This is a genomic window from Nocardioides xinjiangensis, from assembly GCF_017916455.1.
In the GTDB taxonomy this organism is placed as follows: Bacteria; Actinomycetota; Actinomycetes; order Propionibacteriales; family Nocardioidaceae; genus Nocardioides; species Nocardioides xinjiangensis.
In genome coordinates, this window is sequence record NZ_JAFMSY010000002.1 from 71,431 (window position 1) to 96,667 (window position 25,237).

A 25,237-nucleotide genomic window follows, 5' to 3' on the forward strand; every position below is an offset into this window, starting at 1 on the left:
CGGCACGACCGACATCCTGGGCAGCAGCACGATCAGGCGAGGGCGAGGGTGGTGCGGCTGCCGCTGCGGCCCCGGTGGACGCGCAGCTGGGTGGGGATGCGGGTCTGCAGCTCGGGGACGTGGCTGACCACGCCGACCACACGCCCGCCGTCGCGCAACGTGTCCAGGGTGTCCATCACGTCCTCCAACGTCTCGGAGTCGAGCGCGCCGAAGCCCTCGTCGACGAAGAGGGTGTCGAGGTCGGTGCCGCCGGCCTCGTCGGTGATCACGTCGGCGAGGCCGAGGGCCAGGGCGAGGGACACCACGAAGGTCTCGCCGCCGGACAGGGTGGCGGGGTCGCGGTCGTCGCCGGTCCAGTCGTCGCGGACCAGCAGGCTCAACCCGCCGCGTGTCTCACCGGCACCGCGTCGGCCCGTGTGGACGAGCGTGTAGCGCTGGTCGCTCATCGTCGTCAGTCGCAGGTTCGCCGCGTCGACGACCTGCCCCAGGCGGTGCGCGAGGACGTAGGCGGACAGCCGCATCTGGAGCCGGTTGTCGGGGTGCTTGCCCTCGACCAGCGCGGCGAGGTCGGTGACGAGGTCGAGGTCGTCGAGGACCGGCTGCCAGGCCGACAGCGCAGCCGTCACCTCCTCGGCGAGGCCGCCGAGCCGGCGGGCGCGGTCGCGCAGCGCCAGGTCGCGCTGGCGGGCGGCGACCGCCTCCTCCCTGGCGGTGCGGTGGGCCCGCGCCAGCGCCTCCAGGTCGGGCGGATCGGCCTCGGCGGACCGGGCCAGGGCCTCGTCGGCGAGGAGTGCGCCCACGCGGGCGACCTCGCGCTCGTGGCTCTCGATGGCGTCGAGCAGCGCGGCGAGGGTGTCGGGCGGCAGCCAGGCGGCGGCTGCTGCGGCGGACGACGCGAAGCCGGCAGCGGCAGCCACCTCGTCGGCGGCGGCCTGTGCGCTCGTCGCCGTGCCGCGGGACCGGGCGAGGTCGGACGTGATCTCGTGGTGCCGCCGCGCGAGTGACTCGACCCGCTGGTGGTGCGCGGCGAGGGCGTCGAGGTCGGAGCCCTCACCGAGCACCGCGCCGATCTGCTCGTGCAGCGCCTCGATGCGGGACGTCAGGACCGCGGCCTCCGTCTCGTGTCGGGACACAGCAGCGACGAGCCGCTCGCGCTCACCGGTGAGGGAGGCCTGCTCCGTGCGGAGGTCGTCGACGCGCGTCGCCAGCGGTTCGGCGCGGGCCGCCGCGGCGCGTGCCCGGTCGCGCTGCGCGGTGACGCGCAGCTCCTCGGCGAGCAGGCGCTCGAGCGACTCGCCCGACTCGGTGCGGGCCACCGCGAGCTGCGCCTCGAGGCCGCGGACCTGCTGGGCGTGTGCCTCGACGACCACCTCGAGGTCGTCGACCTCACGACGGGCGCGGCGCTCGGCGGCCTCGTCGGGCGCGCCGGGCGCCGGTGAGGCGGGGGAGGGGTGCTCGGCCGAGCCGCACACGGGGCAGCAGGCCCCGACGGCGAGCTTGCCGGCGATCTCGGCGGCCATCCCGTCCAGTCGCTGCTCTCGGATCTCGACCAGGGTCTCCCGGGCGAGCAGCCGCGCCTCCGTGGCCCCGCGCAGCTCGGCCTCGGCCGCCGCCAGCCTGGAGGTGAGCTCCTCGGCGGCGCGTGCCGCGCCCACCCGGGCGCCGAGCACTCGCAGCTCGCGGTCGAGCGCCTCGGCGGTGGTGACCGCTTCGCGTGCCGCCGCGAGGTCCGGCTCGAGCCGCGCGAGCGCCAGGGGCACCTCCGCGAGGCGTTCGTCGACCTGCCGCAGCTGCGCCTCGAGCTGCTCCCGCGCCCGAGCGGCGGCGGTGACCTCGCGGTCGAGGTCGCGGGCCTGTCGCTGCAGGGGACGCACGCGAGCGACGTCGGCCAGGGTGCTGGTCGCCGTGCGCAGGTGGTCGTCGACGTCCGTCGCCTCGAGGGACGGCGCGCCCAGGACGCCGGCGAGCGCGGCGAGGGCGTCAGCTGCTCGCCGCTCGAGGTCGGCGACCTCGGCGCGGGACTGGACCGCGAGGTCGTGCAGGGACCGCACCGCAGTGGCGCGCTGGGCTGCGGCGGCGCGGTGAATGCGGGAGGCGTGCTGGGCGGCCTCGGCCTCGAGCGCCGTCCACGAGCGGTGCGCGGCGGCGTGGGTGGCGCGCAGGCGGGCGAGCTCGACGCCTGCGGCGTCGGCCGCCGCGGCCGCTGCCTCGGCGCGGGTCGCCGCGTCGACGGCGATCGCCTGCTCCTCCGACGCGCGGACCGCTGACTCCAGCATCGCGCGCACCCAGGGTCCGAGCGACGTGGGGTCGGCCGTCCACTCCTCGGGCACACCCTCGCCGCCCACCTCGCTGACGCGGCTGACCAGGTCGGCGACCGCGGAGCGGTGTGCGTCGCAGGTGCGCCTCAGCTCGACGCGGCGGTCACGCAGCCAGCGCTCGGTGCGGTCGAAGCGTCCGGTCTGGAAGACCTGCTGCAGCAGGGCGTGCCGCTCCTCGGAGCGGGCCCGCAGGAACGCCTGGAACCTGCCCTGGGGCAGCAGCGCGACCTGGCAGAACTGGGGCAGCGTCATCCCGACGAGCCGGGTCACGAGGTGCCCGGCCTCGTCCAACCGGGTGGTGAGCGGCTGCCACTGGTGACCCGCGCCGTCCGACCCGTCACCGGTGGTGTCGTCGGCGGGCGGACGACGCTCCGAGATCACCACCCGCGCCTGCTCGGTCGTCGTGCCGCTCCCGCGCTTCTTGGGGCGGGTCCAGGCCGGCGACCGGTCGATGCGGAACCGCCGGCCCGAGAGAGTGGCCTCGAGCACGACCCGGGGAGCCACGCCGGGCGCGGCATGGTCGGAGCGCAGCCGCTTGGCGATCGCCCGGTCGCCGGGCACGTCGCCGTAGAGGGCGAAGCACACGGCGTCGAGGACGCTCGACTTGCCGGCTCCGGTCGGCCCGCTGAGCAGGAACAGCCCAGCCGCTGATAGGGCGTCGAAGTCGACCGTCGTCGGGTCGGCGAACGGGCCGAAACCGACCACGTCGAGGCGGTGGAGCCTCACCCGGCACCACCGGGTGCGGGCGCTGCCGCCGCGGTGACGAGCACGTCCTGGTCGGGGTCGTGGCAGCAGGCGTCGACGGCCTCCTGGAGCAGGGCCGACTCGGCCGCGGTCGCCCCGGTGCCGCGCACGTGGCGCACGAAGTCGAGCGCGATCGCGTGGTCGCCGGCCCCGGCGGCCGGTCGCGGCGGCGCCTGCGGGTCGGCGGCCGGGATGGGGAACTGCAGGACCAGCGTGTGCGGGAAGCGTCGGCGCAGCTGCTCCATGGCGCGAGCCGGCCGACGCGGGTCGGTGAGGGTCACCTGGACCCAGTCGTGTTCGTGGTGGGTGAGCGAGGGGTCGGCGAGGAGGTCGTGCAGGGTGCCGGAGAGGCGTGCGAGCCGGCGCGGGACCGGCGCGTCGATCCACGTGGACGAGACCAGGCCGGTGGCCCCGAGCTCGACGAGCCAGGAGCCCTTGACCTGGTCGGCCTCGGAGAAGGAGTAGGCCAGGGGCGAGCCGGAGTAGCGCAGGCCCTCGGACAGGACGTGGCGGCCGTGCAGGTGGCCCAGGGCGGTGTAGTCGACGCCCTCGAAGACCGTGGTGGCGACGCGCGACACCCCGCCGACGCTGATGTCGCGCTCGGACTCCGACGGCGTGGCCCCGGCGACGAAGGCGTGGGCGAGGACGACCGACCGGGTCGTCGCCGGCCGGGCCGCGAGGTCGGCACGGACCCGGCGCATCGCCTCGCTGAGCGCCGCCTCGTGGCTGCGGTGACCGAGCGACCACGGCTCGAGGAGCGCGGAGGGGTCGAGGTAGGGGATGGCGTGGATCGCCACGTCGCCGTGGCGGTCGCCGAGCAGCACGGGGGTGCCGACCGAGGAGGCGTCGGTGCGGACGAAGACGCCGGCGGCGTCCATGAGCCTGGAGCCGAAGCCGAGCCGCCGGGCACTGTCGTGGTTGCCGCTGCTCACCACGACGCGGGCTCGCGACGCGGCGAGCCGGGCGAACGCCTCGTCGGCGAGCGCGACCGCGTCGACGTGCGGCAGCGCCCGGTCGTAGACGTCGCCGGAGACCACGACGACGTCGACCGCCTCCTGCTCCACCACCTCCAGCAGGTGGTCGACGAACGCACCCTGGTGGCCCAGGAGGCCCTCGCGGTGGAAGGACCTCCCCAGGTGCCAGTCGGAGGTGTGGAGGATGCGCACGGGACGACCGTAGAACGCACCACCGACAGCACCCGACCACCACGCCGTGGGGGCCGGGATCGGTGCCCGGGGGTCAGGAGTAGCTGACCGTGCGACGTCCGGAGGTGAAGCCCCAGAGGTCGATGCCGGCCTCCCGGGCCAGGGCGGCGGCCAGGCTGGTCGGGGCGCCGACGGCGACGATCGACCCGATGCCGCTTGCGGCGGCCTTCTGCACCAGCTCGAACCCGACGCGTCCGCTCAGCACGAGGCAGGCCGACGCCGGTGGCTCGCCGGCCAGCACCCGCGCACCGACGACCTTGTCGACGGCGTTGTGGCGGCCCACGTCCTCGCGCACCACGAGCAGCGTGCCGTCCGCGTCGGCCAGGCCCGCCGCGTGGACGCCGCCGGTCCGCGCGAACAGCTTCTGGCGCTCACGCAGCGCGTCGGGGAGGCGGCGTACGACGTCCGCGGCAGGCCGGTCGCCCGACCATCGCGCCGCCGGCCGCGTGGCGAGCGCCTCGCTGACGCTGTCCTTCCCGCACACCCCGCAGGCGGAGGACCCGGCCGACGCGGCGACGTGGCGGTGGGGGAGCTCGGCGCCGCCGGCGAGGGTCACCGTCACGACGTTGAACTCCTGCTCGGGCGTCAGGTCCGCATCGGTGCAGTAGGCGACCTGGACCAGCCCGTCCTGCGTGGCGAGGCCCTCGTTGACCAGCCAGCCGGCGGCCAGCTCGAAGTCGTGGCCGGGGGTGCGCATGGTGACCCACGCGCGGCGCGGCTCGACGCCGGCCGCGCGCACGCGGATCTCGAGCGGCTCCTCGGTGATCAGCCGGTCCTCGCGGGACACCGGGTCCGGCCCGGCGTGCTCGACGACACGTGTCCGGACCGAGGGGCCGGGCCGTCGTGCTCGATCGGTGGTCACCCCTCGACCCTAGCCCGGGGGCGTTGCGGGCGCCGCCGGCCCGGTGGCGGAGATCACCCGCTCGTGGATACCGGGCGCCCCGCGGAGTGGTCGTACGATGTAAGAGCCGCAACGACGCGGCTGCGTCTTACATCTTCTCTCGCTCAGGTGGGGGCCAGGACGCCCCCGGAAGGACAGATCCCCATGAACCCGCAGCTGCACCTCGCCATCAGCCTCGTCGATGCACGAGCGCGATCGGCCGAGGACCGTGCCCTCCTGCGCAACGTGGAGATCGCCCGTCGCGAGGAGCGCCGCGCCCGACGCGCGGCCCGCCGCAGCACCCGCTGACCCGCGGGGCCAGGGGCCAGGGGCCGCAGCGGGCCCGGCCGCTGGGCGGACCGGCGAGCTGGTCGCCGGTCGTGGCCCCTGCTCGCTCTGGCAGGGTGAGCGCCATGAGCGACCAGACGGACCCGTCCCTCCGCAGCGTCGAGCTCACCCGGATCGGGCCGGCCCGCTTCAAGGCCACCAACGCCCGCGGTGGCGAGACGTTCTTCGGCACCGGGGGAGAGGACCCCGACTTCACCCCGGTCGAGCTGCTGCTGGCGGCGATCGCCGGGTGCAGCGCCCTCGACGTCGAGGCGATCACGCACAAGCGCACGTCCAGCACCAGGTTCGACGTGCGCGCCGAGGGTCGCAAGGTGCGCGACGAGCACGGCAACCACCTGACGGGCCTGCGGGTGTCGTTCGACGTGGCCTTCCCCGAGGGCCGCGAGGGCGACGTGGCCAGCGCCCGCCTCCAGGCCGCCATCGAGATGTCGCGCGACCGGCTGTGCACGGTCTCGCGCACGGTGCAGCTGGGTGCGGACGTGGCCTACGACCGGGTCAGCCGACCGTGACCTCCTCGATGGTGACCTCCTTGTTCGGGGTGCCACCACCGGCCGGGTGGGCGCCGTCGTTGCCCTCGGCGGCGATGGCGTCGATGACCTCGAGGCCGGCGTCGTCGATGGTGCCGAAGACGGTGTAGTCGGGCGGGAACTGCGAGTCGCGGAACACGAGGAAGAACTGCGAGCCGTTGGTGTCGGGGCCCGCATTGGCCATGGCGAGCGTGCCGGCCGGGTAGGTCTCGTCGCCGCTCAGCTCGTCGGCGAAGGAGTAGCCGGCGCCGCCGGAGCCGGTGCCGGTCGGGTCGCCGCACTGGAGGATGCCGAAGCCCTCCTGGTCGCCGATGCGCGGGCACGGGGTGTCGTCGTAGAACCCCTGCTCGGCCAACGACACGAACGAGTTCACCGTGCACGGCGTGGTGGCTGCGTCGAGGGTGATGCCGATGTCGCCGAAGTTGGTCGTGATGGTCGCCGGGACGGTGCCCTCGGCCTGCGCCTCCGCGTCGGGCGCCTCGACGTCGCGGGCCGGCTCCTGCCCGTCGGTGGGGTACTCGCAGGTGGTCGTCTCGCCGGAGGCGGAGGGTGACCCGCTCGCGCTCGGGCTCTCGCTGGAGGTGTCCGTGGCGGCGTCCTGCCCGTCGGCCTCGTTGCCGCACGCGGCGAGGGAGAGGACGGACAGGCACGCGGCCACGGAGGCGAGGCGCTTCAGGGGTGAGGGGGTCGACATGGCGCCGATGGTAGCCAGCGGCTGCTCACATCTCCTCGTGGGTGTCGGGGTCGCCGCCGAACAGCCGGCCGTCGGGCTCGGCCAGCCCCGAGATCGCCGCCACCTCGTCGTCGGTGAGCTCGAAGCCGAAGACGTCGAGGTTCTGCGCCTGGCGCGCGGGGTCCGCGGACTTGGGGATCGGCAGCGAGCCGAGCTGGACGTGCCAGCGCAGGATGACCTGGCCGGGGGAGACCCCGTGCGCCGCCGCGGCCGAGGTGACGACGTCCTCCTCGAGCGGCGCGCGCCGCTTGCCCATGGGGCTCCACGCCTCGGTGCGGATGCCGAGCCGCTCGTGCACCTCCCGCATCTCGGCCTGCGGGAACCGGGGGTGCAGCTCGACCTGGTTGACCGCCGGCGTGACGCCGGTGTCGTCGATGATCCGCTCGAGGTGCTCCGCGGTGAAGTTCGAGACGCCGATGGAGCGGACCAGGCCGTCCTTCTGCAGCTGGACGAGCGCGCGCCACGCCTCGACGTACCTGCCCTGGCCGGGGTTCGGCCAGTGGATGAGGTGGAGGTCGGTGCGCTCGACGCCGAGCCGCTCGAGGGAGCCGCGCACCGACGCGATGGCGTCGTCGTACGCGTGGTGGCGGCCGGGGATCTTGCTGGCGACCAGAATCTCCTCGCGGGGGAGGCCCGAGCGTCGGACTGCCTCGCCGACCTCGACCTCGTTCTCGTAGTTGACCGCCGTGTCGAGCAGCCGGTAGCCGGCCTCGATGGCGCTCAGGATCGCCGCGGTGCCGTCCTCGCCCTGGAGCGGGTAGGTCCCGAAGCCGATCGCCGGGATGGTGGTGCCGTCGTTGAGGTCGTACGCCGGGATCGCGCTCGGGTCGTGGGCCATGGCCCCACCGTAGGGGGAGCGGCGGCAACCCGGTCAGGGGGCCGGGCGGCCGGGCCGTCAGGAAGTCAGGCCCACGACCAGGACGAGGCCGACGAGCGCGGTGGCTCCGAGGCCGTGGCCGAGGAGCACCGACTTGGGGATCTGCTTCTCGACCACCCGCACGTCCGCCGGGTCGGCGGCCGGCTTGTGCAGCGTGTCGGAGTGCCCGAACGTCCGGGCCGCCATGACGAGCCCTCCGGCCACGCTCGCCAGCAGCGAGCCGAGCGTCACCCAGACCCACATCTTGTCGGCGGTGAGCAGCCACGCGACCCACCACACCGGGGCGATGATGCCGAGCAGCGAGTGCCCGAAGACGACGAGGGACGGCAGGCGGGTGGCGCGGGCCGTGCTCGACCGGGAGTTCGACGAGGCGACGGACATGAACAGGTAGGACCCGACGACCACCTGCACCACCAGCAACATCATCACGAGCTTCGACATGACGCCCGGTACCCCGTGCGGCGCCGATCACGCGGGCACCCGGCGGCGCGGACGGGGCATGACCGGGCCCGGGGGAGGGAACCTCGTGAGATGCCCGACGAATCCGCCGGCGCGCCCGACGTGGACCTCGGCGTGCCGCTCGCGCTGGACGTCCAGCCCCTGCCGCACAGCGCGAGCGGTGAGGCCACGACCGAGACCGACCTGTCCCGGTTGGCGCCGCCCAGCCGCCCGGCGCGGCGATGGGTGCCCAAGCGCGTCGTGGTCACCCCCGCCGCGCTCGACGAGCCGCACGGCCAGCGCGTCGTGGCTCGGGTCGAGGCGCTCGGCATCGAGGTGGAGCGGCTGCGCGCGAACCGGCTGACCGGGGTGCGGGGGGAGTCGGACCGGGAGACCTACGCGCGGGCGAAGTCGACGATGGCGATCGTGGTCAGCCCACCCAGCCGGCGTCGGCTGCAGCCCATCGCGCCGAGCGCCGACTGGCGCGTCGACCTCGCCGAGGGCTGCCCGGCGCACTGCCAGTACTGCTACCTCGCGGGCTCGTTGTCCGGGCCGCCGGTCACCCGGGTCTACGCCGACCTCGACGGCATCCTCGACGGCCTCGCCGACTACGTCGGGACCGGCACCGTCACCAGCCGCTCGGCCGCCCGCAGCGAGGAGGGGACGACGTTCGAGGCCTCGTGCTACACCGACCCGCTCGCCCTCGACCACCTCACCGGCAGCTGGCAGCGGGCGATCGAGCACTTCGGCGCCTGGGACGCGCCGGTGCAGCTGCGGTGGACCACGAAGTACGGCGACGTCGACCGCTTCCTCGACCTGCCGCACGCGGGCCGGACGCGCGTGCGCTTCAGCGTCAACTGCCTGCCCGTGACCCGGCGCTGGGAGGGTGGCACCAGCACGCTCGAGCAGCGGCTCGACGCGCTCCGCCGGCTCGCCCTCGCGGGCTACCCGGTCGGGCTGACGATCGCGCCGATCATGCCGCTGGAGGGCTGGCGCGACCACTACGGCCACCTCCTCGACCTCGTCGAGCAGGCCGTGGCCGACGTACCGGCGCTGGACCTGACCGCCGAGCTGATCACCCACCGCTTCACCGCGTCGAGCAAGGAGGTCCTGCTCGGGTGGTACCCACGCACCACGCTGGAGATGGACGAGGCGCGACGCTCGGTCAAGCGCGGCAAGTTCGGCACGAGCAAGCACGTCTACCCCCGCGAGGTGATGGCCGAGCTGCGAACGTGGTTCGACGACGAGCTCGGCCGGCGGCTGCCGCAGTGCCGGATGCTCTACTGGACGTGAGGGATCACCGGCGGCCGACGACGTCGCGGGCCGCCGCCTCGACGGCCGGCAGCATCGCGTCGGCGATGACGGCGTAGCCGGCGCTCGAGGGGTGGAACCGGTCGGTGGAGAACAGTGAGGGATCCGTGCCGAACGCCCGGGAGGCTCGCTGGTCGCCGTCGGCGACGCGGCCGCCCTCGGCCAGCACGGCCGCCGACTGCCGCTCGCGCAGCACGTCGCCGGCCGCGCGGACGACGTCGCGCAGGTACGGCGGCACGTGGGGGACCGCGCTGAGGTCGGGTGCGGGTGCCACCACGACCTCGCTGCCGGCGGCGCGGAGGCGGCGTACGGCGTCGGCCAGCGCGGCCACCGCCCGGTCGACCGGCTCGCGGTGGGTGAGGTCGTTGGCGCCGATGACGACCACGGCCAGCTGCGGGGACCACCGCAGGGCGGCGTCCACCTGGGCGGCGAGCCCGGCGCTGCGGGCGCCCGGCACGGCGTACGTCGCGAGCTCGACGTCGACGCCGCGCACCACCAGGCCGTCGACCAGACGCGGACCCAGCCGTTCCCGGTCCCGGCTCGCTCCCTGTCCCCACGCGATGGAGTCGCCGAGCAGCGCGAGTCGAACGGTCATGTCCTCAGCAGAGCAGACCGGACCAAGGAACGGGGGGCAGGGCAGGGAGAGGGGCGGGGCCCGACCGCCATGCATAATGACATAATGTCAGTTATCGGCGATATGGCCAGGCGTGGCGGCCGCGCCCATCGTCGGCCCGAGGTGCAGCCAGCCCTGACGGGACATCGTGGAACATCGGGGTCGTCCAGTGACCCCGAACCTCCACCATCTCGGACGTGCTCAGCTGCCGCTGACGCGGCCGAGCGCCCGGCGCAGGGACGAGACGTCCTCGGGCCCGACGCGGCAGCACCCGCCGACGAGCCGCGCGCCGCCGGCGACCCAGCCCGCCACGTCGTCGGCGTGGAAGGCCGAACGGCCCTCCCACATGCGAGTGGCGGCGTTCCACGACTGGCCGGAGTTCGGGTAGACCACGACCGGGCGTCGAGCACCGACGAGCGGGACCGCCGTCCCCGCGTCGGCCGGCGTCGTGCAGTTCACCCCCACCGCGATCACCTCCGCCACGTCGGCGGCCATGGCGAACGCCTCCGCCAGCGGCTCGCCCGCCCGGGTCCGGCCGCCGGCGGCCGACAGCGACAGCCACGCCGGGACGCCGGTGCCGTCGAGCTCCGCCAGCACGGCCTCCACCTCGGCCAGGCACGGCACGGTCTCGACGGCCAGGACGTCCGCACCCGAGCCGACGGTCGAGGCCAGGACCTCGAGCCTCGGGCGGTGGAAGGCCCGCAACCCGGCGACGTCGAGGTCGTAGTCGCCGCGGTACTCCGAGCCGTCGGCCAGCACCGCGCCGTACGGGCCCACCGAGGCGGCGACCCAGCCGCCCGGCGCCACGGCGTCCCGTGCCGCCGCGGCCAGCTCGACGCTGCGCCGGAGCAGGGCGGCGACCTCCCCGCGGTCCGCGCCCTGCGCGCCGAAGCCCTCGAAGGAGACCTGGTACGACGCCGTCGTGGCGACCTCGGCGCCGGCGGCGAAGAACTCCCGGTGGGCGGCCTCGACGGCCGCGGGCTCGTCACGGAGCAGCCGGGCCGACCAGAGGTCGCTGGACAGGTCGTGGCCGTGCCGCTCGAGCAGCGTGGCGAGGCCGCCGTCGAGGACGACGGCGCGCGAGGCGACGGCGTCGCGGAGGCTCGTGCGGGTCATGGCGGCGAGTCTGGCACCCGAGGGGTGTGCCCGGTCCCTTGCCCGGTGGGCGAGCATCGGTGCGTGCCAGAGGGACACACCATCCACCGCCTCGCCCGTCGCCATGCCCGGCTGCTCGTCGGCCACCCGGTGGCCGCCGACAGCCCCCAGGGCCGCTTCGAGGACGGCGCGCGCCTGCTCGACGGCCGCATCCTCGAGCGCACGGACGCGTGGGGCAAGCACCTGTTCCACCAGTACGGCGACCTGTGGCTGCACGTCCACCTCGGCCTCTACGGCACGTTCGACGACGGCGTGCTCCCCGCTCCCCCGGCCCGCGGCGCCCTCCGGCTCCGCCTGGTCGGCGGCGGTCACTGGCTGGAGCTGCGCGGGCCGACGGCCTGCGAGGTCCTCACCGCTGCCGAGCGCAAGCGGATCCTCGCGCGCCTGGGGCCGGACCCGCTGCGTCGCCGCCCCGACGTGACGGCGTTCGTCACCCGCGTGCTCACCAGCCGCACGCCGATCGCCACCTTGCTGATGGACCAGTCGGTCGTGGCCGGCATCGGCAACGTCTACCGCGCCGAGGTGCTCTACCGCCACCGGCTCGACCCGTTCCGCCCGGGCCGGGACCACGACGCGGCGGTGCTCCACGCCCTGTGGGACGACCTGGTCGTGCTGATGCGGGCTGGGGTGCGCGTCGGGCGCATCATCACCACCCGGCGCGAGGACCGCGAGCGCCGCACCGGCAGCCCCCGCCGGGAGGACGCGCACTACGTCTACCGCCGCACCGGCCTGCCGTGCCGCATCTGCGGCACGCCCGTGCAGGACGCCGAGATCGCCTCGCGGCGGCTCTACTGGTGCCCGGTCTGCCAGTCCTGACCACCGCCGGCCGCGCGCCGGTCAGGGCAGCAGCGCCTGCACGGCCGCCGGGTCCTCGACGTGGGCGTTGTGACCCAGCCCGGGCAGCGTCACCGGGTCGGCGACCAGCGCGGCGAGCTCCGCGTGGCTGACCATCGGGTCGTGCTCGCCGCGCGCCAGCACCACCGGGCAGTCGACGGCCGCCAGCAGGGCCGGCACGTCCGGCACGCCGACGCCGAAGGTGCGCGGGTCCTGGGCGAGCCGCCAGCCGCTCCCCTCCCCCACCACCGCGGTGCCGACCGCGGGGTCGTCGGGAGCGACGAGGCCCGCGAGCCCGGAGACGCGGAGGAACCGCTCGGCGGCCTCCTCCCGGGTCGCGTACGTCGCCACCGGGCGCTGCGCCACCGCAGCCGCACGTGCCACGTCATCGGGCGACCAGGCCACCTTGATCCCGAGGCCCACGACGCCCGCCACCCGCTCCGGGGCCATGGCGGCAAGCGCCAGGGCGACGACCCCGCCCATCGAGTGCCCGACCAGCGGCACCGGGCCGTCGAAGCGCTCGAGCAGCGGGCGCACCGCGTCGGCGCACCGCTCGAAGGAGTACGTCGGCTCCCAGGGCGCGGTCCCGTGACCGGGCAGGTCGGGCGCGACGCCGTCGTAGCCGCGCCACACCGCGCCCGTGGCGCCGAGGCCGTGCAGCAGCAGCATCAGGCGCCGACGTAGGCCGCGAGGTGCTTGCCGGTCAGCGTCGGCTCCGCGGCCGCCACCATCTCGGCCGGTGGGCCCTCGAAGACGACGGTGCCGCCGTCGTGGCCGGCGCCCGGCCCGATGTCGATGATCCAGTCGGCGTGGGCCATCACCGCCTGGTGGTGCTCGATGACGATGACCGACCTGCCGGAGTCGACGAGGCGGTCCAGCAGCGCGAGGAGGTTCTCCACGTCGGCCAGGTGCAGGCCGGTGGTGGGCTCGTCGAGGATGTAGACGTCGCCCTTCTCCCCCATCTGCACGGCCAGCTTGAGGCGCTGCCGCTCGCCGCCCGACAGCGTCGTCAGGGGCTGTCCCAGGGTGATGTAGCCGAGCCCGACGTCGACGAGCCGCTCCAGGATCGTCACGGCGGCCGGGATCCGGGCCTCGCCCTGCCCGAAGTGCGCGAGCGCGTCGACGACCGACATCTCGTGCACCTGCGCGATGTCCTTGCCGCCCAGGGTGTGCTCGAGCACCTCGGCCTTGAACCGGCGGCCCTCGCACTCCTCGCACGGCGACTCGACGGTCGCCATCGGGCCGAGCTCGGTGAAGATCACCCCCGCGCCGTTGCACGTCGAGCACGCGCCCTCGGAGTTGGAGCTGAACAGCGCCGGCTTGACGCCGTTGGCCTTCGCGAAGGCCTTGCGGATCGGCTCGAGCAGCCCGGTGTAGGTGGCGGGGTTGCTGCGGCGCGACCCCTTGATCGCGCCCTGGTCGATGACCACGACCCCCTCGCGGCCGGCGAGCGAGCCGTGCACCAGCGAGCTCTTGCCCGACCCGGCCACGCCCGTGACGACGGTGAGCACCCCGAGGGGCACGTCGACGTCCACGTCCTTGAGGTTGTGGGTGCTCGCGCCGCGGACCTCCATCGCGCCGGTCGGCCCACGCACGGCGTCCTTGAGCCGGGCCCGGTCGTCGAGGTGGGTGCCGGTGATCGTGCCGCTCGTGCGCAGCCCGTCGACGTCGCCCTCGAAGCAGATCGTGCCGCCGGCGGAGCCGGCGGCCGGTCCGATGTCGACGACGTGGTCGGCGATCGCGATGGTCTCCGGCTTGTGCTCGACCACCAGCACCGTGTTGCCCTTGTCGCGCAGCTGGAGGAGCAGGTTGTTCATCCGCTCGATGTCGTGCGGGTGCAGGCCGATGGTCGGCTCGTCGAACACGTAGGTGACGTCGGTCAGCGAGGACCCGAGGTGCCGGATCATCTTGGTGCGCTGCGCCTCGCCGCCGGACAGCGTGCCGGCCGGCCGGTCGAGCGACAGGTAGCCGAGCCCGATCTCGGAGAACGAGTCCAGCAGGTGCTGCAGGCCCGCGAGGAGGGGCGCCACCGAGGGCTCGTCCAGCCGGCGCACCCACTCGGCGAGGTCGCTGATCTGCATCTGGCACAGGTCGGCGATCGACTTCCCGGCGATCTTCGACGCCCGCGCCTCCGGCGTCAGCCGGGTGCCCTCGCACTCCGGACACGTCTGGAAGGTGACCGCGCGCTCGACGAAGCGCCGGATGTGCGGCTGCATCGCCTCGGGGTCCTTCGACAGCATCGACTTCTGGATCTGCGGGATGATGCCGTTGAAGGTGAGGTTGACGCCCTCGACGTTGATCTTGGTCGGCTCCGCCCACAGCATCGTCTCGAGCTGCTTCTTGGTGAACGACCGGATCGGCTTGTCCATCGGCAGGCCCATGCCCTCGAAGAGCCGGCCGTACCACCCGTCCATCGAGTAGCCGGGCACCGTCAGCGCGCCCTCGGAGAGCGACTTGTCCTCGTCGTAGAGCGCGGTGCGGTCGATGTCGTTGACCTTGCCCATGCCCTCGCAGCGCGGGCACATGCCGCCGAGGTAGACCTCCTGCTTGGCGATGCGCCGCTCGGTGCGGCCGCCCTTCTCGGTGGTCATCATCCCGCTCGCCTTGCGGGTCGGGACGTTGAAGGAGTACGCCGTCGGCGGGCCGACGTACGGCTCGCCGAGCCGGCTGAAGAGGATCCGCAGCATCGCGTTGGCGTCGGTCGCGGTGCCGACGGTCGAGCGCGGGTTGGCGCCCATCCGCTCCTGGTCGACGATGATCGCCGTCGTGAGCCCCTCGAGGTGGTCCACGTCGGGGCGCGAGAGCGACGGCATGAACCCCTGCACGAACGCGCTGTAGGTCTCGTTGATCAGGCGCTGGGACTCCGCCGCGATGGTGGCGAAGACCAGCGAGCTCTTGCCGGACCCCGACACCCCGGTGAAGACGGTGAGCCGCCGCTTCGGCAGCTCGACCGTCACGTCCTTGAGGTTGTTCTCCCGGGCCCCCACGACCCGGATCAGTGCGTGGTCGTCGGCTGGGTGTGTGGTCATGCTGCGCTCTCCCCGTCGTCCTTCGGCCCTCGAGCCGTCGAGCCCTCGAGCCGTCCGCCCGCCGGGTCGCTGCCCGCCCCGCGGCTGCGGGCCATCCTGCCAGTACGACGGCCGGGCGGGCAGGAGTGTGACCGCACCCGCCCGGCGGGATGAGGTGAGGGTTTGTCCACCGTGCGAGGGTCGAAGCATGACGACACACGACGACCAGATCTCGACCGTTGCGGAGCTCATGCGGGCCACCGACATCGCCGTGCTGACCTACGTGTCGCTCGACGGCGCCCTCGTCTCCACGCCCATGGCCACGCGTGACTTCACCGATCCCGGCACCATGTGGTTCCTCACCGAGCGCGACACCGACAAGGTCCGTGCGATCCAGGCCGACCCGCGCGTCAACGTCACCTACCACGGCGACAACGGCTGGGTCTCCCTCAGCGGCACCGCGACGGTCAGCGACGACCGGGCGAAGGTCGCGGAGCTGTGGGACGCCTCCGCCGACACGTGGATGTCCGGTGGTCCCGAGGACGCCGCCAACGTGGCGCTGCGCGTCGAGGGCGCGACCGCGGAGTACTGGGAGTCGCCCGGCAAGGCCACCGCTGCCGTGCAGCTGGTGAAGGGGCTGGTGAGCAACAGCCGCCCCGACATGGGCGACAACGACACCGTCGAGCTCTGACCAGAGCCCGGCTGCCGACATGCTCGTCGAGGCACACGGACCCGCACCCGCCAGCGACGTCTGGCGTCGGTTCACCGAGCCGGACGCCTGGCCCGGCTGGGCGCCGCAGATGAGGAGCGTGGAGGCCGACGACGCGGTGCTGGCCCCCGGCACGCGCGGCCGCGTCCACGGCCCGGCCGGCGTGGCGGTCGACTTCCGGATCCTCGACGTCGACCACGAGCTGCGGTCGTGGTCGTGGAGCGTGGGTCGCGGTCGGGCAGCCGTGCGGATGGATCACCACGTGCTGCCCGCCCCGGACGGCGGCAGCCGGGCCGTGCTCCGGGTGCCGGGGTCGGCGGCGACCGTGCTCCAGCCGTACCGCCTCCCGGCGGTCGCGGCGCTGCGGCGGCTGGTGCGGGCCACGACCGGCGGGGAGGCGCCCGCCGAGGCGGTCGCGTCGTTCGACTTCGCGTTCGCGCCGGCGTACGCCCTCGCCGGCCGCGCGTTCGGCGTGACGCCGAGCACCACGACCGTCGAGGTGGGCCCGCAGTGGCTCTACGTGCGCTACGGGCCCTGGCGGCTCGTCACCCCCCGCAGCAACGTGGCCTCCGCCGAGGTGACCGGCGACTTCCGGTGGATCCGCACGGCCGGCCCACCGCACCTGTCGCTGAGCGACCGCGGCGTCTCCTTGACCACCAACGGCGAGCGCGCCCTCTGCGTGACGTTCCACGAGCCGGTGCCCGCCATCGACCCCACGGCGACGATCACCCATCCCGGCGCGACGCTGGCGGTGGCCGAGCCCGAGCGGCTGGCAGCGGCGCTCGGTCTCGCGTGACTCAGGCGCGAACGGGCTCCAGGCCCAGCCACGCGGCGAGGGCGTCGACCTCGGCGTCGACCCGCCGTCGCCGGGCGGAGGACCAGTCGCCGTCCTCGTGCACGGCGTCCACGAGCAGCACGCCGCCCTCGCGGTCGGCCGTGGCGTCGACCTTGCCCACCAGCTCGTCGCCGTCGAGGACCGGCATGGCCCAGTAGCCCCACCGCCGCCTCGCTGCGGGCTTGTACATCTCCAGCTGGTAGTCGAAGCCGAACAGCTCCTCCATCCGCCTCCGGTCGAAGATGAGGCGGTCGAGCGGCGACAGGACCGCCGCTCGGCCCTCGAAGTCGTCGAGGTCCGCCAGGCGCTCCGGGTCGACCCGCCAGCGACCGCGTACGCCCTCGACGCGCGCGCCGACGCCGGTGTTCCGCACGTCGAACGGCTCCTGCCAGGCCTCGATGGCGCGGGGACGGGCGATGCCGAAGGCGCGGAGCCGCCGCGCGGCCAGGATGCGGTGGGCCTCCTCGGCGGGCACGGCGGGGTCGCCGGGGTGCACCCTCGAGGCGAGGTCCCACCGCCGCTCGCGGCCCTCGCGGGAGGCGACGGCCACCTCACCACGTGCCTCCATGTACTCGAGGAGCTTCATCACGTTCTTGCTGTCGGTCCAGCCGGTCGACCGCCACGGCACCTCGCAGCTGTCCGGCAGGTCCCGGGCCGGGGTGGGGCCCTCGGCGCGCAGCACCGCCAGGATCTCCCGTCGGCACCCGTCGTTGGCGGCGACCCAGTCGCGGAGCTCCTCCTGCCACTCCCTCAGCGGGGGACGCCCGGGCCAGGACTCCATGTCGGCCCGGAACAGCGCGACGTCCTCGCTGGGGCGCAGCATCCCCGCAAGCTCGACGACCGCGCCGTCACCCACCAGCTCCTCGAGGTCCTCGGGCTCGTACCCCTCCCCCAGCCGCGTCCACAGGGCGAGGTCGGCGTGCCGGGCGACCACCTGGGTCAGGTCGACCTGCAGGAACCCGAGGTGGCGCACGGTGTCCAGCACGTCGGTCGGCCTGTCGGCCGCGAGCAGCTGCGCGCGTACGGCGATCCGCCGGGCCTGCCGCGGCGACAGCGTGACCTCGCCCCGCGCATCGGCTCCCCCGTCGGCTCCCATGGCGCGATCCTAGGCGGCGAGGGACCGTGCGGAGGCACCGCGCGCACGGGCCAGCCGGCATGGCCCGAACGGGTCATTCCTGCCCCAGATCGGTCGATCGCGGCGGTGTTCGCGCCCTCGGGGCGTCATCGGGTGTCACCGTGGACGTCACGTGGAGGACATCGCGAAGACACCGACCTGTGGGGGCCGCATGTGGGACACCGTCGAGACCAGCACGGACCACCTCTCGCACGACCTGCCGTGCGCCGGGTGCGGACACGGGCGGCACACCTACCTGCCGTGCTCCGACACCTGCGACTGCGCGCACGGGCGCGACCGGGTGCTCACCACCACCTGACGCACCACCTGACGCACCACCTGACGCACCACGCGACCCACCACCGGGGACGTCCCGGCCGCGCGGTCCTCAGCGCTGACGCACCGAGCCGTCGGCGACCCGCCGCCCGACCCGCCGCTGGACCTTCGCGACGACGCCGCCGCGGGGCGGGGCGTTGCCGTCCTCGTCGAGCTCGTACGCCTCGACCTTGGCCAGCCGGGGCCGCGCGTGGTCGTCGACGACCTCCCCGGTCACCCACCACAGCCGCATGCCGCGCCCCGCGAGCCGGAGGAAGGCCAGGTTGTTGTCGAACCACGGTCCTTCGGCGTACGTCCACCGGAGCGGAGCGTCGGGCACGCGCGTCGAGCGGGAGGCGAGGCGCCCCACCGGGCCGGCGACGCCGTAGGACAGCACGGCCGTGGCGAAGCGCAGGTTCCTCGAGAGCGGGTTGCGGATCGGGGAGCACACCGCCTGGAGGATCGTCGAGCGCAGGGGCGGACCGCCCGCGGCGGCCCGCGCCTCGGTGACGTAGCTGTGGTGCACGTCCCCGGACAGGAACGTCACGGTGGCCGGCGCCTCGCCGCGCTGCCCCGCCGCGACCGCCAGGGCCTGGTGAGCCACCTCCTGGAAGCTCCTCTGGAACGCGCCCCAGTGCTCGAGGTCGACGAGCTGGCGCAGCTTCTCGCCGGTCCGGGCGCCGCGGTCGCCCCACGCTCCCGCGGCCAGCGCCTCGCTGAACGCCTCGAGGTGGTGCAGACCACGCGCGAGGAGGAACGGCAGCGACGTGGCGATGAACAGGTGGTCGACGTCGCCGCGCATCTGGTCGTCGAGCCACGCCGCCTCCTCGGGGTCGAGCATCGCCCGCGACTCGGGCTCGAGCCGCCGGGCGGCGCGGGAGTCGACGACGACGAGCCGCGCCTGCGTGTCGAACTCGCGGGTGTAGCTCCAGCGGTAGGTGTGCGGCTGCTGGTCGACCCGCTCGGCGAACGCGTCGAGCAGCGGTCCGAGGTCGCGCTCCTCGTCGCCGGCATGGGCCCGCACCTGCGCGTACACCTCGTCCTCCGCACGCTCGGTGGGCGACAGGTTCCCGAGGTGCTGGTAGACCCAGTAGGACGCGAGCCCGCCGACGATGCGCCCGTGCCACCACGACGTCGCCTCCATCTCGCGACGCCACTCCAGGGAGGTGTTCCAGTCGTCGCGGATGTCGTGGTCGTCGAAGATCATCGCGCTCGGCACGGTCGACAGCAGCCAGCGGTTCGCCGGGTCCGACCACGCGAGCCGGTAGAGGTGTGCGTACTCCTCGTAGTCCTGCAGCTCGCTCCACGGCGCCTGGTCGATGTCGCGGCGGGACTCGATGAAGTCGCGCATCTCGTCGGTCGTCTCGTCGGCGTAGACCTGGTCGCCGAGGAAGAGCAGCAGGTCGGGGAGCCGGTCCGCGGCGAGATCCGGGTCGTCGGGGTCGGCGGGGTCGACCTGCGCCGCGACGCGCAGCGCCCAGGCCCGCAGGGCGTCGACGCCGTGGCTGCGGTTGCCCTTCGCGTCGTGGGAGACCGAGGTCCGGCACGACCCGAAGGCGAGGTGGAGCGGCCGGCCCGGCTCGAGCGTCGCGATGACCGGCGCCGGGAAGGGCGAGGCGGGCTCCGGCCACACGGTGCGCCCGTCGACCGCGACGGTGTAGGCCTCGGTCGTGCCCGGCTCCAGCCCGTCGAGCTCGACGAGGGCGTAGTGGTGGCCGTGGACGCGGAACGTCCGGGCGTCGGCAGAGGTCTCGCCCCGGGTCACGGTCACCGTGGCGGGGCCCTCGGTCTCCACCCACACGGCTGCGGAGGTGTCGTCGACGTGGCGCAGCAGCGGCCCGAGCCGCAACGCCTCCGCGGACCCGTTCACGGCTGCAGCAGCACCTTGATCGCGCGCCGCTCGTCCATCGCCCGGTAGCCCTCGGCGGACTCCGCCATCGGCAGCGTCAGGTCGAAGACCCTGCCCGGGTCGATCGCCCCGGACAGGACGCGCTCGAGCAGGTCGGGGAGGTAGCGGCGCACCGGTGCCATCCCGCCCGCGAGGCCGACGTTCTTCTGGAACATCCGGCGCACCGGTGGCTCGACCCCGTGCGGCACGCCCACGAAACCGACGGTGGATCCCGGTCGCGCGACCGCGAAGGCGGTGCTCATCGCGGCGTCGGTGCCCACGCACTCGAGCACGGCGTCGGCGCCCACGCCGGCGGTCAGCTCGGCGATCCGCGCCTCCCCCTCCTCGCCGCGCTCGGCGACGACGTGGGTGGCGCCGAAGGCGCGGGCGATCTCCTGGCGCGGCTCGTGGCGCGACATCGCCACCACCCGCTCGGCGCCGAGCTCCGCGGCGGCGAGCACGCCGCTGAGACCGACGGCGCCGTCCCCGACCACGACCACGGTGTGCCCGGGCTGCACGCCGGCCGCCACCGCAGCGTGCCAGCCGGTGGCCATCACGTCGGTGAGCGCGAGCAGGGACGGGACGAGACGCTCGTCCGGCATCCCGTCGGTCGCCACCAGGCTCCCGTCGGCCTGCGCGACGCGGGCGTACTCCCCCTGCCCGCTCTGGGTGATCCCGAGGTTGACGCACGCGGACTGGACGCCGGCGCGACAGTGCGCGCAGGTGTTGTCGCAGTGGCAGAACGGGACGAGGACGAAGTCGCCCACCTTCGTCCTGGAGACGTCCGAGCCGACCTCCTCGACGACGCCGACGCACTCGTGGCCGATCGTGCTGCCGGCCCGGACGGGGTTCTCGCCGCGGTAGGGCCAGAGGTCCGAGCCGCAGATGCAGCCGGCGACGACCTTGACGATCGCGTCCGTCGGCTCCTGGATGACGGGGTCCGGGACCTCTTCGAAGCGGATGTCCCCGGGGGCGTGGATGGTGGTGGCGCGCATGGTCGCGATCCTGCCACGCTCCCCCGAGCCACGCGCACGCGCGCCGAATGGCGCTATCTCATATCTGAGATATCGTGGTGCCATGGCTGACTACAAGGGTCGTATCGGCAACCTGATCCGCGACGCTCGCAAGCACCGGGGACTCACCCAGCACCAGCTCGCCGAGCTCCTCGGCACGAGCCAGAGTGCCATCAACCGCATCGAGAAGGGCCACCAGAACCTCTCCCTCGAGATGCTCGCCCGCATCGGGGCGGCGCTCGACTCGGAGATCGTCGCCCTCGGCGCGGGCCCCACGCACCTGCGCGTCGACGGCCCGACGACGCTGTCGGGCTCGATCGACGTCAAGACCTCGAAGAACGCCGGCGTCGCGCTGCTGTGCGCGTCGCTGCTCAACAAGGGACGCACGACGCTGCGCAAGGTCGCGCGCATCGAGGAGGTCAACCGCCTCCTCGAGGTGCTCAACTCGCTCGGGGTGGCGACCCGCTGGCTCAACGACGACAACGACCTCGAGATCGTGCCCCCGGCCGACCTCGACCTCTCGCAGATCGACGAGGGTGCTGCGCGACGCACCCGCTCGGTGATCATGTTCCTCGGCCCGCTGCTGCACCGGGCGGAGGAGTTCGAGCTGCCCTACGCCGGCGGCTGCAACCTCGGCACCCGCACGGTCGAGCCGCACATGGCGGCGCTGCGCCCGTTCGGCCTCGAGGTCAAGGCCACCGACGGCGCCTACCACGCGAGCGTGAACCGCGCGCTGGAGCCGGAACGGCCGATCGTGCTCACCGAGCGCGGCGACACCGTCACGGAGAACGCGCTGATGGCCGCCGCGCTGCACCCGGGCACGACGGTGATCCGCAACGCCTCCTCCAACTACATGGTCCAGGACCTCTGCTTCTACCTGCAGAAGCTGGGCGTCGTCGTCGAGGGCATCGGCACCACCACGCTGAAGGTCACCGGTCGCTCGACGATCGACGTGGACGTCGACTACGCGCCCGCCGAGGATCCGATCGAGGCGATGTCGCTCCTGGCCGCGGCCATCGTCACCAAGTCGTCCATCACCATCCGCCGGGTGCCGATCGAGTTCCTCGAGATCGAGCTCGCCACGCTCGAGGAGATGGGTTTCCGCTACGACCGCTCGGCGGAGTACCCCGCCCTCAACGGCGAGACCCGGCTGGTCGACATCACCACCCATCCCTCCGAGCTGCGCGCGCCGCTCGACAAGATCCACCCGATGCCCTTCCCCGGGCTCAACATCGACAACCTGCCGTTCTTCGCGGTCATCGCCGCGACCGCCGAGGGCCAGACCCTGCTGCACGACTGGGTCTACGAGAACCGGGCGATCTACCTCACCGAGCTCAACAAGCTCGGCGCGCAGGTCAAGCTGCTCGACCCGCACCGGGTGCTCGTGGAGGGCCCCACGCACTTCTCCGGCGCCGAGATCGTGTGCCCGCCGGCGCTGCGCCCCGCGGTGGTGCTCCTCATCGCGATGCTCGCCTCGAAGGGCCGCAGCGTGCTGCGCTCGACGTACGTCATCCACCGCGGCTACGAGGACCTCGCCGAGCGCCTGAACGAGCTCGGCGCGAACATCGAGACCTTCCGCGACATCTGAGGGCTGGCCGGTTTGGAATCCCCCGCCTAAGCGGGGGATTCCGAACTTCCGGGGGCCTGCACACCCCCAGAAGTTCACGACCCGCGAGCGAGGTCCGGGCCGCCCGGAGGTCCTCGACCCCCGGCGCTGCTGCCGAGGCCCCCCGTGGCGCGCGCGAGAGCTCAGCCGAACAGCGTCTCCACCCAGGCGCGCGACTGCCGGCCCGTGACCGGCGGCGCGGTCATGTCGGCGGTGATGCGCGGCAGCGGGGCGGTGTGCTGGCCGGCCTGGGCGTGCCAGTCGTTCTCCGCCTCGATCAGCACGCCGAGATCGGCACGCGAGAGGAACACCCCGTGCCCCTCGGGGCACTGGCTGACCGTCGCCTCGCCGAGGGTCTTCTCGTCCATCTCGACACCGCACCGGGGACACGTCATGCTCTCCATCCTCCGACGGTACCGCCGCCTCCATACTTCTCGCGTGAGCCCAGCCCGCGACGTCCTCACCCGCCCCCGCCCCGTTCCCCCGTACGACGACGCCGCGGGGGCCGCCCGGTGAGCGCGCCGCGCCCCCCTGCGAGCGGCTACCTGGACTCGCCCCGCCCGCTCGCGTTCGCGCACCGCGGCGGGGCCTACCACCCCGAGATCGAGGGCCTCGAGAACACGCTGGCCGCGTTCGCGCACGCGGTGCGGCTCGGCTACACGTACCTCGAGACCGACGTCCACGTGACGAGCGACGGCGTCCTGCTGGCCTTCCACGACACGGTCCTCGACCGCGTCACCGACCGCACCGGCAGCATCGCCGACTCGACGTACGCCGAGGTGCGGGAGGCCCTCATCGGGGGGAGCGAGCGCGTGCCGACGCTCGCCCAGCTCTTCGACGCCTTCGCCGCCGCCCGGTTCAACATCGACCTCAAGTCGGACGGCGCCGTCGAGGCGCTGGCCGCATTCGTCGAGGACCGCGAGGCCTGGGACCGCGTGCTGGTGGGGTCGTTCTCCGCCCGCCGGATGAACGCCTTCCGCAGGCGCACCCGCGGCCGCGTCGCGACCTCGGCACACCCGCTCGAGGTCGTCGCGTACGTCGTCTCCCCCAGCGCCCGCCTCGCGCGGCTCCTGACCCGCGGGCGGCCCGTGGCGCTGCAGGTCCCGCACCGCCGCGGCCCCCTCGTCGTGGCGTCGGCCGGCCTGGTGCGCCGGGCGCACGCGGCCGGCGTCCAGGTGCACGTGTGGACGATCGACGACCCGGCCGAGATGAACATCCTCCTCGACCGTGGTGTCGACGGCGTCATGACCGATCGCACCGACATACTCAGGGACGTGCTCCGCGCCCGCGGACAGTGGCACGGTCCCGCCGAGGGACGTACGGAGGGGGACGCATGACCGGGGTCGGGGGCGGGATCGCCAACCTGGAGCCGCTCGAGCAGGCACGCGAGCAGAAGGCCTGGTACTTCTACGACTGGGCCAACAGCGCCTTCGCCACCACGGTCTCCGGCGTGCTGTTCGGGCCGTACCTCATCGCCATCGCCGAGGAGGCCGCGGTCGACGACCGCGTGTCGGTGCTCGGCCTCGACGTCGCCCCCGGGGCGCTGCCGGCGTACGTCGTGACGTTCTCCACGCTCGTCTCCGCGGTCCTGCTGCCGCTGCTGGGCGCCGTCGCCGACCGGACCTCGCGCAAGAAGGACATGCTGGCCGGCTTCGCCTGGGCCGGCGCCTTCTTCGCGGGACTGCTGTTCTTCATGTCCGGCGACAACTGGCAGCTGGGCGCGATCACGTTCGTGCTGGCGAACCTCTGCTTCGGCGCCTCGGCGGTGTTCAACGACGCGATCCTGCCCCTCATCTCGAGCGAGTCGGAGCGGGACCGGGTCTCCACGCGCGGCTGGGCGTACGGCTACGCGGGCGGCGGCCTGCTGCTCGCGCTGAACTTCGTGCTGGTGAGCCTCCACGACACGTTCGGCCTCACCGAGGGGATGGCGGTGCGCATCTCCCTGCTGTCCGCGGCGGTGTGGTGGGCGGCGTTCACGCTCATCCCGTTCCGGGGCCTGCGCAACCACCCGCCCGCGCACGTCGAGCACGTCGAGGGCGGCGTCGTGCAGCGCAGCTTCGGACAGCTGTGGGCCACGCTCAAGGACATGCGCAACTACCCGGTCGCGCTGACGTTCCTGCTGGCCTACCTCTTCTTCAACGACGGCATCCAGACCGTCATCAGCCAGGCGTCGGTCTACGGCGTCGAGGAGCTCGGGTTCCCCCAGGGGACGATGCTGGGCGTCTACCTGCTGGTGCAGTTCGTCGCGGTCGGCGGGGCGCTGCTGTTCGGCCGGGTGGCGGCCCGCCGCGGCGCGAAGTCGACCATCCTGGGCGGCCTGGTGGTGTGGATGCTCATCGTGACCGCCGCCCTGTTCATCCCCGAGGAGTCCCTCCTGCCGCTCGTGGCCCTCGGCGTCGCCATCGGCGTCGTCCTCGGCGGCACCCAGGCGCTGGCCCGGTCGTACTTCTCGCTGCTCATCCCGCGGGGCAAGGAGGCCGAGTACTTCAGCTTCTACCACGCGATGGAGCGCGGGACCTCGTGGTTCGGCACCCTGGTGTTCGGCCTGGTCTACACGTTCACCGGCTCCTACCGGCCGGCGATCTTCGCGCTCATCGTCTTCTTCGTGATCGGCGGCCTGCTGCTGCTGCGCGTGGACACCGCCCGCGGGATCCGCGAGGCGGGCAACGAGGTGCCCGCGGTCATCTGAGCCCCCGGGCGCAGCCCGGACGGGCGGACACGCGCCGCTCGGAGCGCGCCGTACCCCTGCGGGTGAGGTTGGTCTCG

General features: G+C 73.8%; 24 protein-coding genes. 10 read left to right on the plus strand and 14 right to left on the minus strand.

Annotated features, from left to right (window positions below; translation table 11 throughout):
• Positions 1-32 precede the first annotated feature (32 nt).
• The 3 genes from J3P38_RS11315 to J3P38_RS11325 form a co-directional block, all read right to left on the minus strand.
• On the minus strand, positions 33-3,044 hold the full coding sequence (locus J3P38_RS11315) for an AAA family ATPase (RefSeq protein ID WP_210503729.1): 3,012 nt from the start codon (positions 3,042-3,044) through the stop codon (positions 33-35).
• Positions 3,041-4,228 carry an exonuclease SbcCD subunit D gene (locus J3P38_RS18400; protein ID WP_210503730.1) on the minus strand — a complete coding sequence of 396 codons (1,188 nt, stop codon included), beginning with the start codon at positions 4,226-4,228 and terminating at the stop codon, positions 3,041-3,043. The genes J3P38_RS11315 and J3P38_RS18400 overlap by 4 nt, the downstream gene beginning before the upstream one ends.
• A 73-nt stretch (positions 4,229-4,301) precedes the next feature.
• Positions 4,302-5,129: a formate dehydrogenase accessory sulfurtransferase FdhD gene (locus tag J3P38_RS11325; RefSeq protein WP_210503731.1), complete on the minus strand. Its 828-nt coding sequence runs from the start codon at positions 5,127-5,129 to the stop codon at positions 4,302-4,304.
• Between the two features lie 183 nt (positions 5,130-5,312).
• On the opposite strand from J3P38_RS11325, the gene J3P38_RS11330 reads away from it, so the two are divergent.
• Both J3P38_RS11330 and J3P38_RS11335 read left to right on the plus strand, forming a co-directional pair.
• On the plus strand, positions 5,313-5,456 hold the full coding sequence (locus J3P38_RS11330; protein ID WP_210440909.1) for a hypothetical protein: 144 nt from the start codon (positions 5,313-5,315) through the stop codon (positions 5,454-5,456).
• Between the two features lie 104 nt (positions 5,457-5,560).
• Positions 5,561-6,004, plus strand: coding sequence for an OsmC family protein (locus J3P38_RS11335; RefSeq protein ID WP_210503732.1), 444 nt, complete (start codon positions 5,561-5,563; stop codon positions 6,002-6,004).
• Here the strand turns inward: J3P38_RS11335 and J3P38_RS11340 are convergent.
• From J3P38_RS11340 to J3P38_RS11350, 3 genes are read right to left on the minus strand one after another with little or no spacing between them, the layout of a single operon-like run.
• Positions 5,991-6,716 (minus strand): peptidylprolyl isomerase, encoded by a 726-nt coding sequence (locus J3P38_RS11340; protein ID WP_210503733.1) that lies wholly within the window; start codon positions 6,714-6,716, stop codon positions 5,991-5,993. The genes J3P38_RS11335 and J3P38_RS11340 overlap by 14 nt on opposite strands.
• Positions 6,717-6,741: 25 nt before the next feature.
• Positions 6,742-7,593: an aldo/keto reductase gene (locus tag J3P38_RS11345; protein ID WP_210503734.1), complete on the minus strand. Its 852-nt coding sequence runs from the start codon at positions 7,591-7,593 to the stop codon at positions 6,742-6,744.
• Positions 7,594-7,650: 57 nt separating this feature from the next.
• On the minus strand, positions 7,651-8,073 hold the full coding sequence (locus J3P38_RS11350; RefSeq protein ID WP_210503735.1) for a hypothetical protein: 423 nt from the start codon (positions 8,071-8,073) through the stop codon (positions 7,651-7,653).
• Between the two features lie 90 nt (positions 8,074-8,163).
• Here J3P38_RS11350 and J3P38_RS11355 point away from each other — a divergent pair, with 90 nt between their 5' ends.
• Positions 8,164-9,363, plus strand: coding sequence for an SPL family radical SAM protein (locus J3P38_RS11355; RefSeq protein WP_246856047.1), 1,200 nt, complete (start codon positions 8,164-8,166; stop codon positions 9,361-9,363).
• Positions 9,364-9,367: 4 nt separating this feature from the next.
• On the opposite strand, the gene J3P38_RS11360 is transcribed toward J3P38_RS11355, so the two are convergent.
• Both J3P38_RS11360 and mmuM read right to left on the minus strand, forming a co-directional pair.
• On the minus strand, positions 9,368-9,976 hold the full coding sequence (locus J3P38_RS11360; RefSeq protein WP_210503736.1) for an SGNH/GDSL hydrolase family protein: 609 nt from the start codon (positions 9,974-9,976) through the stop codon (positions 9,368-9,370).
• 219 nt (positions 9,977-10,195) lie between these two features.
• Positions 10,196-11,110, minus strand: a complete 915-nt coding sequence (gene mmuM / locus J3P38_RS11365) for a homocysteine S-methyltransferase (RefSeq protein ID WP_210503737.1) — start codon at positions 11,108-11,110, stop codon at positions 10,196-10,198.
• 63 nt (positions 11,111-11,173) lie between these two features.
• Here mmuM and J3P38_RS11370 point away from each other — a divergent pair, with 63 nt between their 5' ends.
• A complete protein-coding gene (locus tag J3P38_RS11370; RefSeq protein ID WP_210440916.1) occupies positions 11,174-11,965 on the plus strand; it encodes an Fpg/Nei family DNA glycosylase in 792 nt (263 codons plus the stop codon).
• A 21-nt stretch (positions 11,966-11,986) separates the two neighbouring features.
• Here the strand turns inward: J3P38_RS11370 and J3P38_RS11375 are convergent, their stop codons facing one another.
• Together J3P38_RS11375 and J3P38_RS11380 are read right to left on the minus strand one after the other, a co-directional pair.
• Positions 11,987-12,652 carry an alpha/beta fold hydrolase gene (locus J3P38_RS11375; RefSeq protein ID WP_210503738.1) on the minus strand — a complete coding sequence of 222 codons (666 nt, stop codon included), beginning with the start codon at positions 12,650-12,652 and terminating at the stop codon, positions 11,987-11,989.
• Positions 12,652-15,012: an ATP-binding cassette domain-containing protein gene (locus J3P38_RS11380; protein ID WP_210503739.1), complete on the minus strand. Its 2,361-nt coding sequence runs from the start codon at positions 15,010-15,012 to the stop codon at positions 12,652-12,654. Before J3P38_RS11380 ends, J3P38_RS11375 begins: the two co-directional genes overlap by 1 nt.
• A gap of 187 nt (positions 15,013-15,199) precedes the next feature.
• Between J3P38_RS11380 and J3P38_RS11385 the strand changes: the two genes are divergently transcribed.
• Positions 15,200-15,682 carry a pyridoxamine 5'-phosphate oxidase family protein gene (locus J3P38_RS11385; protein ID WP_210503740.1) on the plus strand — a complete coding sequence of 161 codons (483 nt, stop codon included), beginning with the start codon at positions 15,200-15,202 and terminating at the stop codon, positions 15,680-15,682.
• A 19-nt stretch (positions 15,683-15,701) separates the two neighbouring features.
• The gene (locus tag J3P38_RS11390) at positions 15,702-16,496 is read left to right on the plus strand and encodes an SRPBCC family protein (RefSeq protein ID WP_210503741.1); all 795 of its coding nucleotides are present in this window, start codon (positions 15,702-15,704) and stop codon (positions 16,494-16,496) included.
• 1 nt (position 16,497) lies between these two features.
• Here the strand turns inward: J3P38_RS11390 and J3P38_RS11395 are convergent, their stop codons facing one another.
• The gene (locus J3P38_RS11395) at positions 16,498-17,631 is read right to left on the minus strand and encodes a DNA glycosylase AlkZ-like family protein (RefSeq protein ID WP_210503742.1); all 1,134 of its coding nucleotides are present in this window, start codon (positions 17,629-17,631) and stop codon (positions 16,498-16,500) included.
• Positions 17,632-17,782: 151 nt separating this feature from the next.
• On the opposite strand from J3P38_RS11395, the gene J3P38_RS11400 reads away from it, so the two are divergent.
• Entirely contained in the window at positions 17,783-17,968 is a 186-nt protein-coding gene (locus J3P38_RS11400; protein WP_210441671.1) for a hypothetical protein, read from the plus strand.
• Between the two features lie 69 nt (positions 17,969-18,037).
• Here J3P38_RS11400 and J3P38_RS11405 read toward each other — a convergent pair whose 3' ends face one another.
• On the minus strand, positions 18,038-19,834 hold the full coding sequence (locus J3P38_RS11405) for an alkaline phosphatase D family protein (protein ID WP_307807864.1): 1,797 nt from the start codon (positions 19,832-19,834) through the stop codon (positions 18,038-18,040).
• Entirely contained in the window at positions 19,831-20,847 is a 1,017-nt protein-coding gene (locus tag J3P38_RS11410) for a zinc-dependent alcohol dehydrogenase family protein (protein ID WP_210503743.1), read from the minus strand. Before J3P38_RS11410 ends, J3P38_RS11405 begins: the two co-directional genes overlap by 4 nt.
• Before the next feature lie 82 nt (positions 20,848-20,929).
• On the opposite strand from J3P38_RS11410, the gene J3P38_RS11415 reads away from it, so the two are divergent.
• On the plus strand, positions 20,930-22,453 hold the full coding sequence (locus tag J3P38_RS11415; protein ID WP_210503744.1) for a helix-turn-helix domain-containing protein: 1,524 nt from the start codon (positions 20,930-20,932) through the stop codon (positions 22,451-22,453).
• Between the two features lie 161 nt (positions 22,454-22,614).
• Here the strand turns inward: J3P38_RS11415 and J3P38_RS11420 are convergent, their stop codons facing one another.
• The gene (locus J3P38_RS11420; RefSeq protein WP_210440924.1) at positions 22,615-22,866 is read right to left on the minus strand and encodes a TFIIB-type zinc ribbon-containing protein; all 252 of its coding nucleotides are present in this window, start codon (positions 22,864-22,866) and stop codon (positions 22,615-22,617) included.
• A 117-nt stretch (positions 22,867-22,983) separates the two neighbouring features.
• Here J3P38_RS11420 and J3P38_RS11425 point away from each other — a divergent pair, with 117 nt between their 5' ends.
• Together J3P38_RS11425 and J3P38_RS11430 are read left to right on the plus strand one after the other, a co-directional pair.
• Positions 22,984-23,808 (plus strand): glycerophosphodiester phosphodiesterase, encoded by an 825-nt coding sequence (locus J3P38_RS11425; RefSeq protein WP_307807865.1) that lies wholly within the window; start codon positions 22,984-22,986, stop codon positions 23,806-23,808.
• Positions 23,805-25,160, plus strand: coding sequence for an MFS transporter (locus tag J3P38_RS11430; RefSeq protein WP_210440925.1), 1,356 nt, complete (start codon positions 23,805-23,807; stop codon positions 25,158-25,160). The genes J3P38_RS11425 and J3P38_RS11430 overlap by 4 nt, the downstream gene beginning before the upstream one ends.
• The last annotated feature ends 77 nt before the right edge of the window (positions 25,161-25,237 follow it).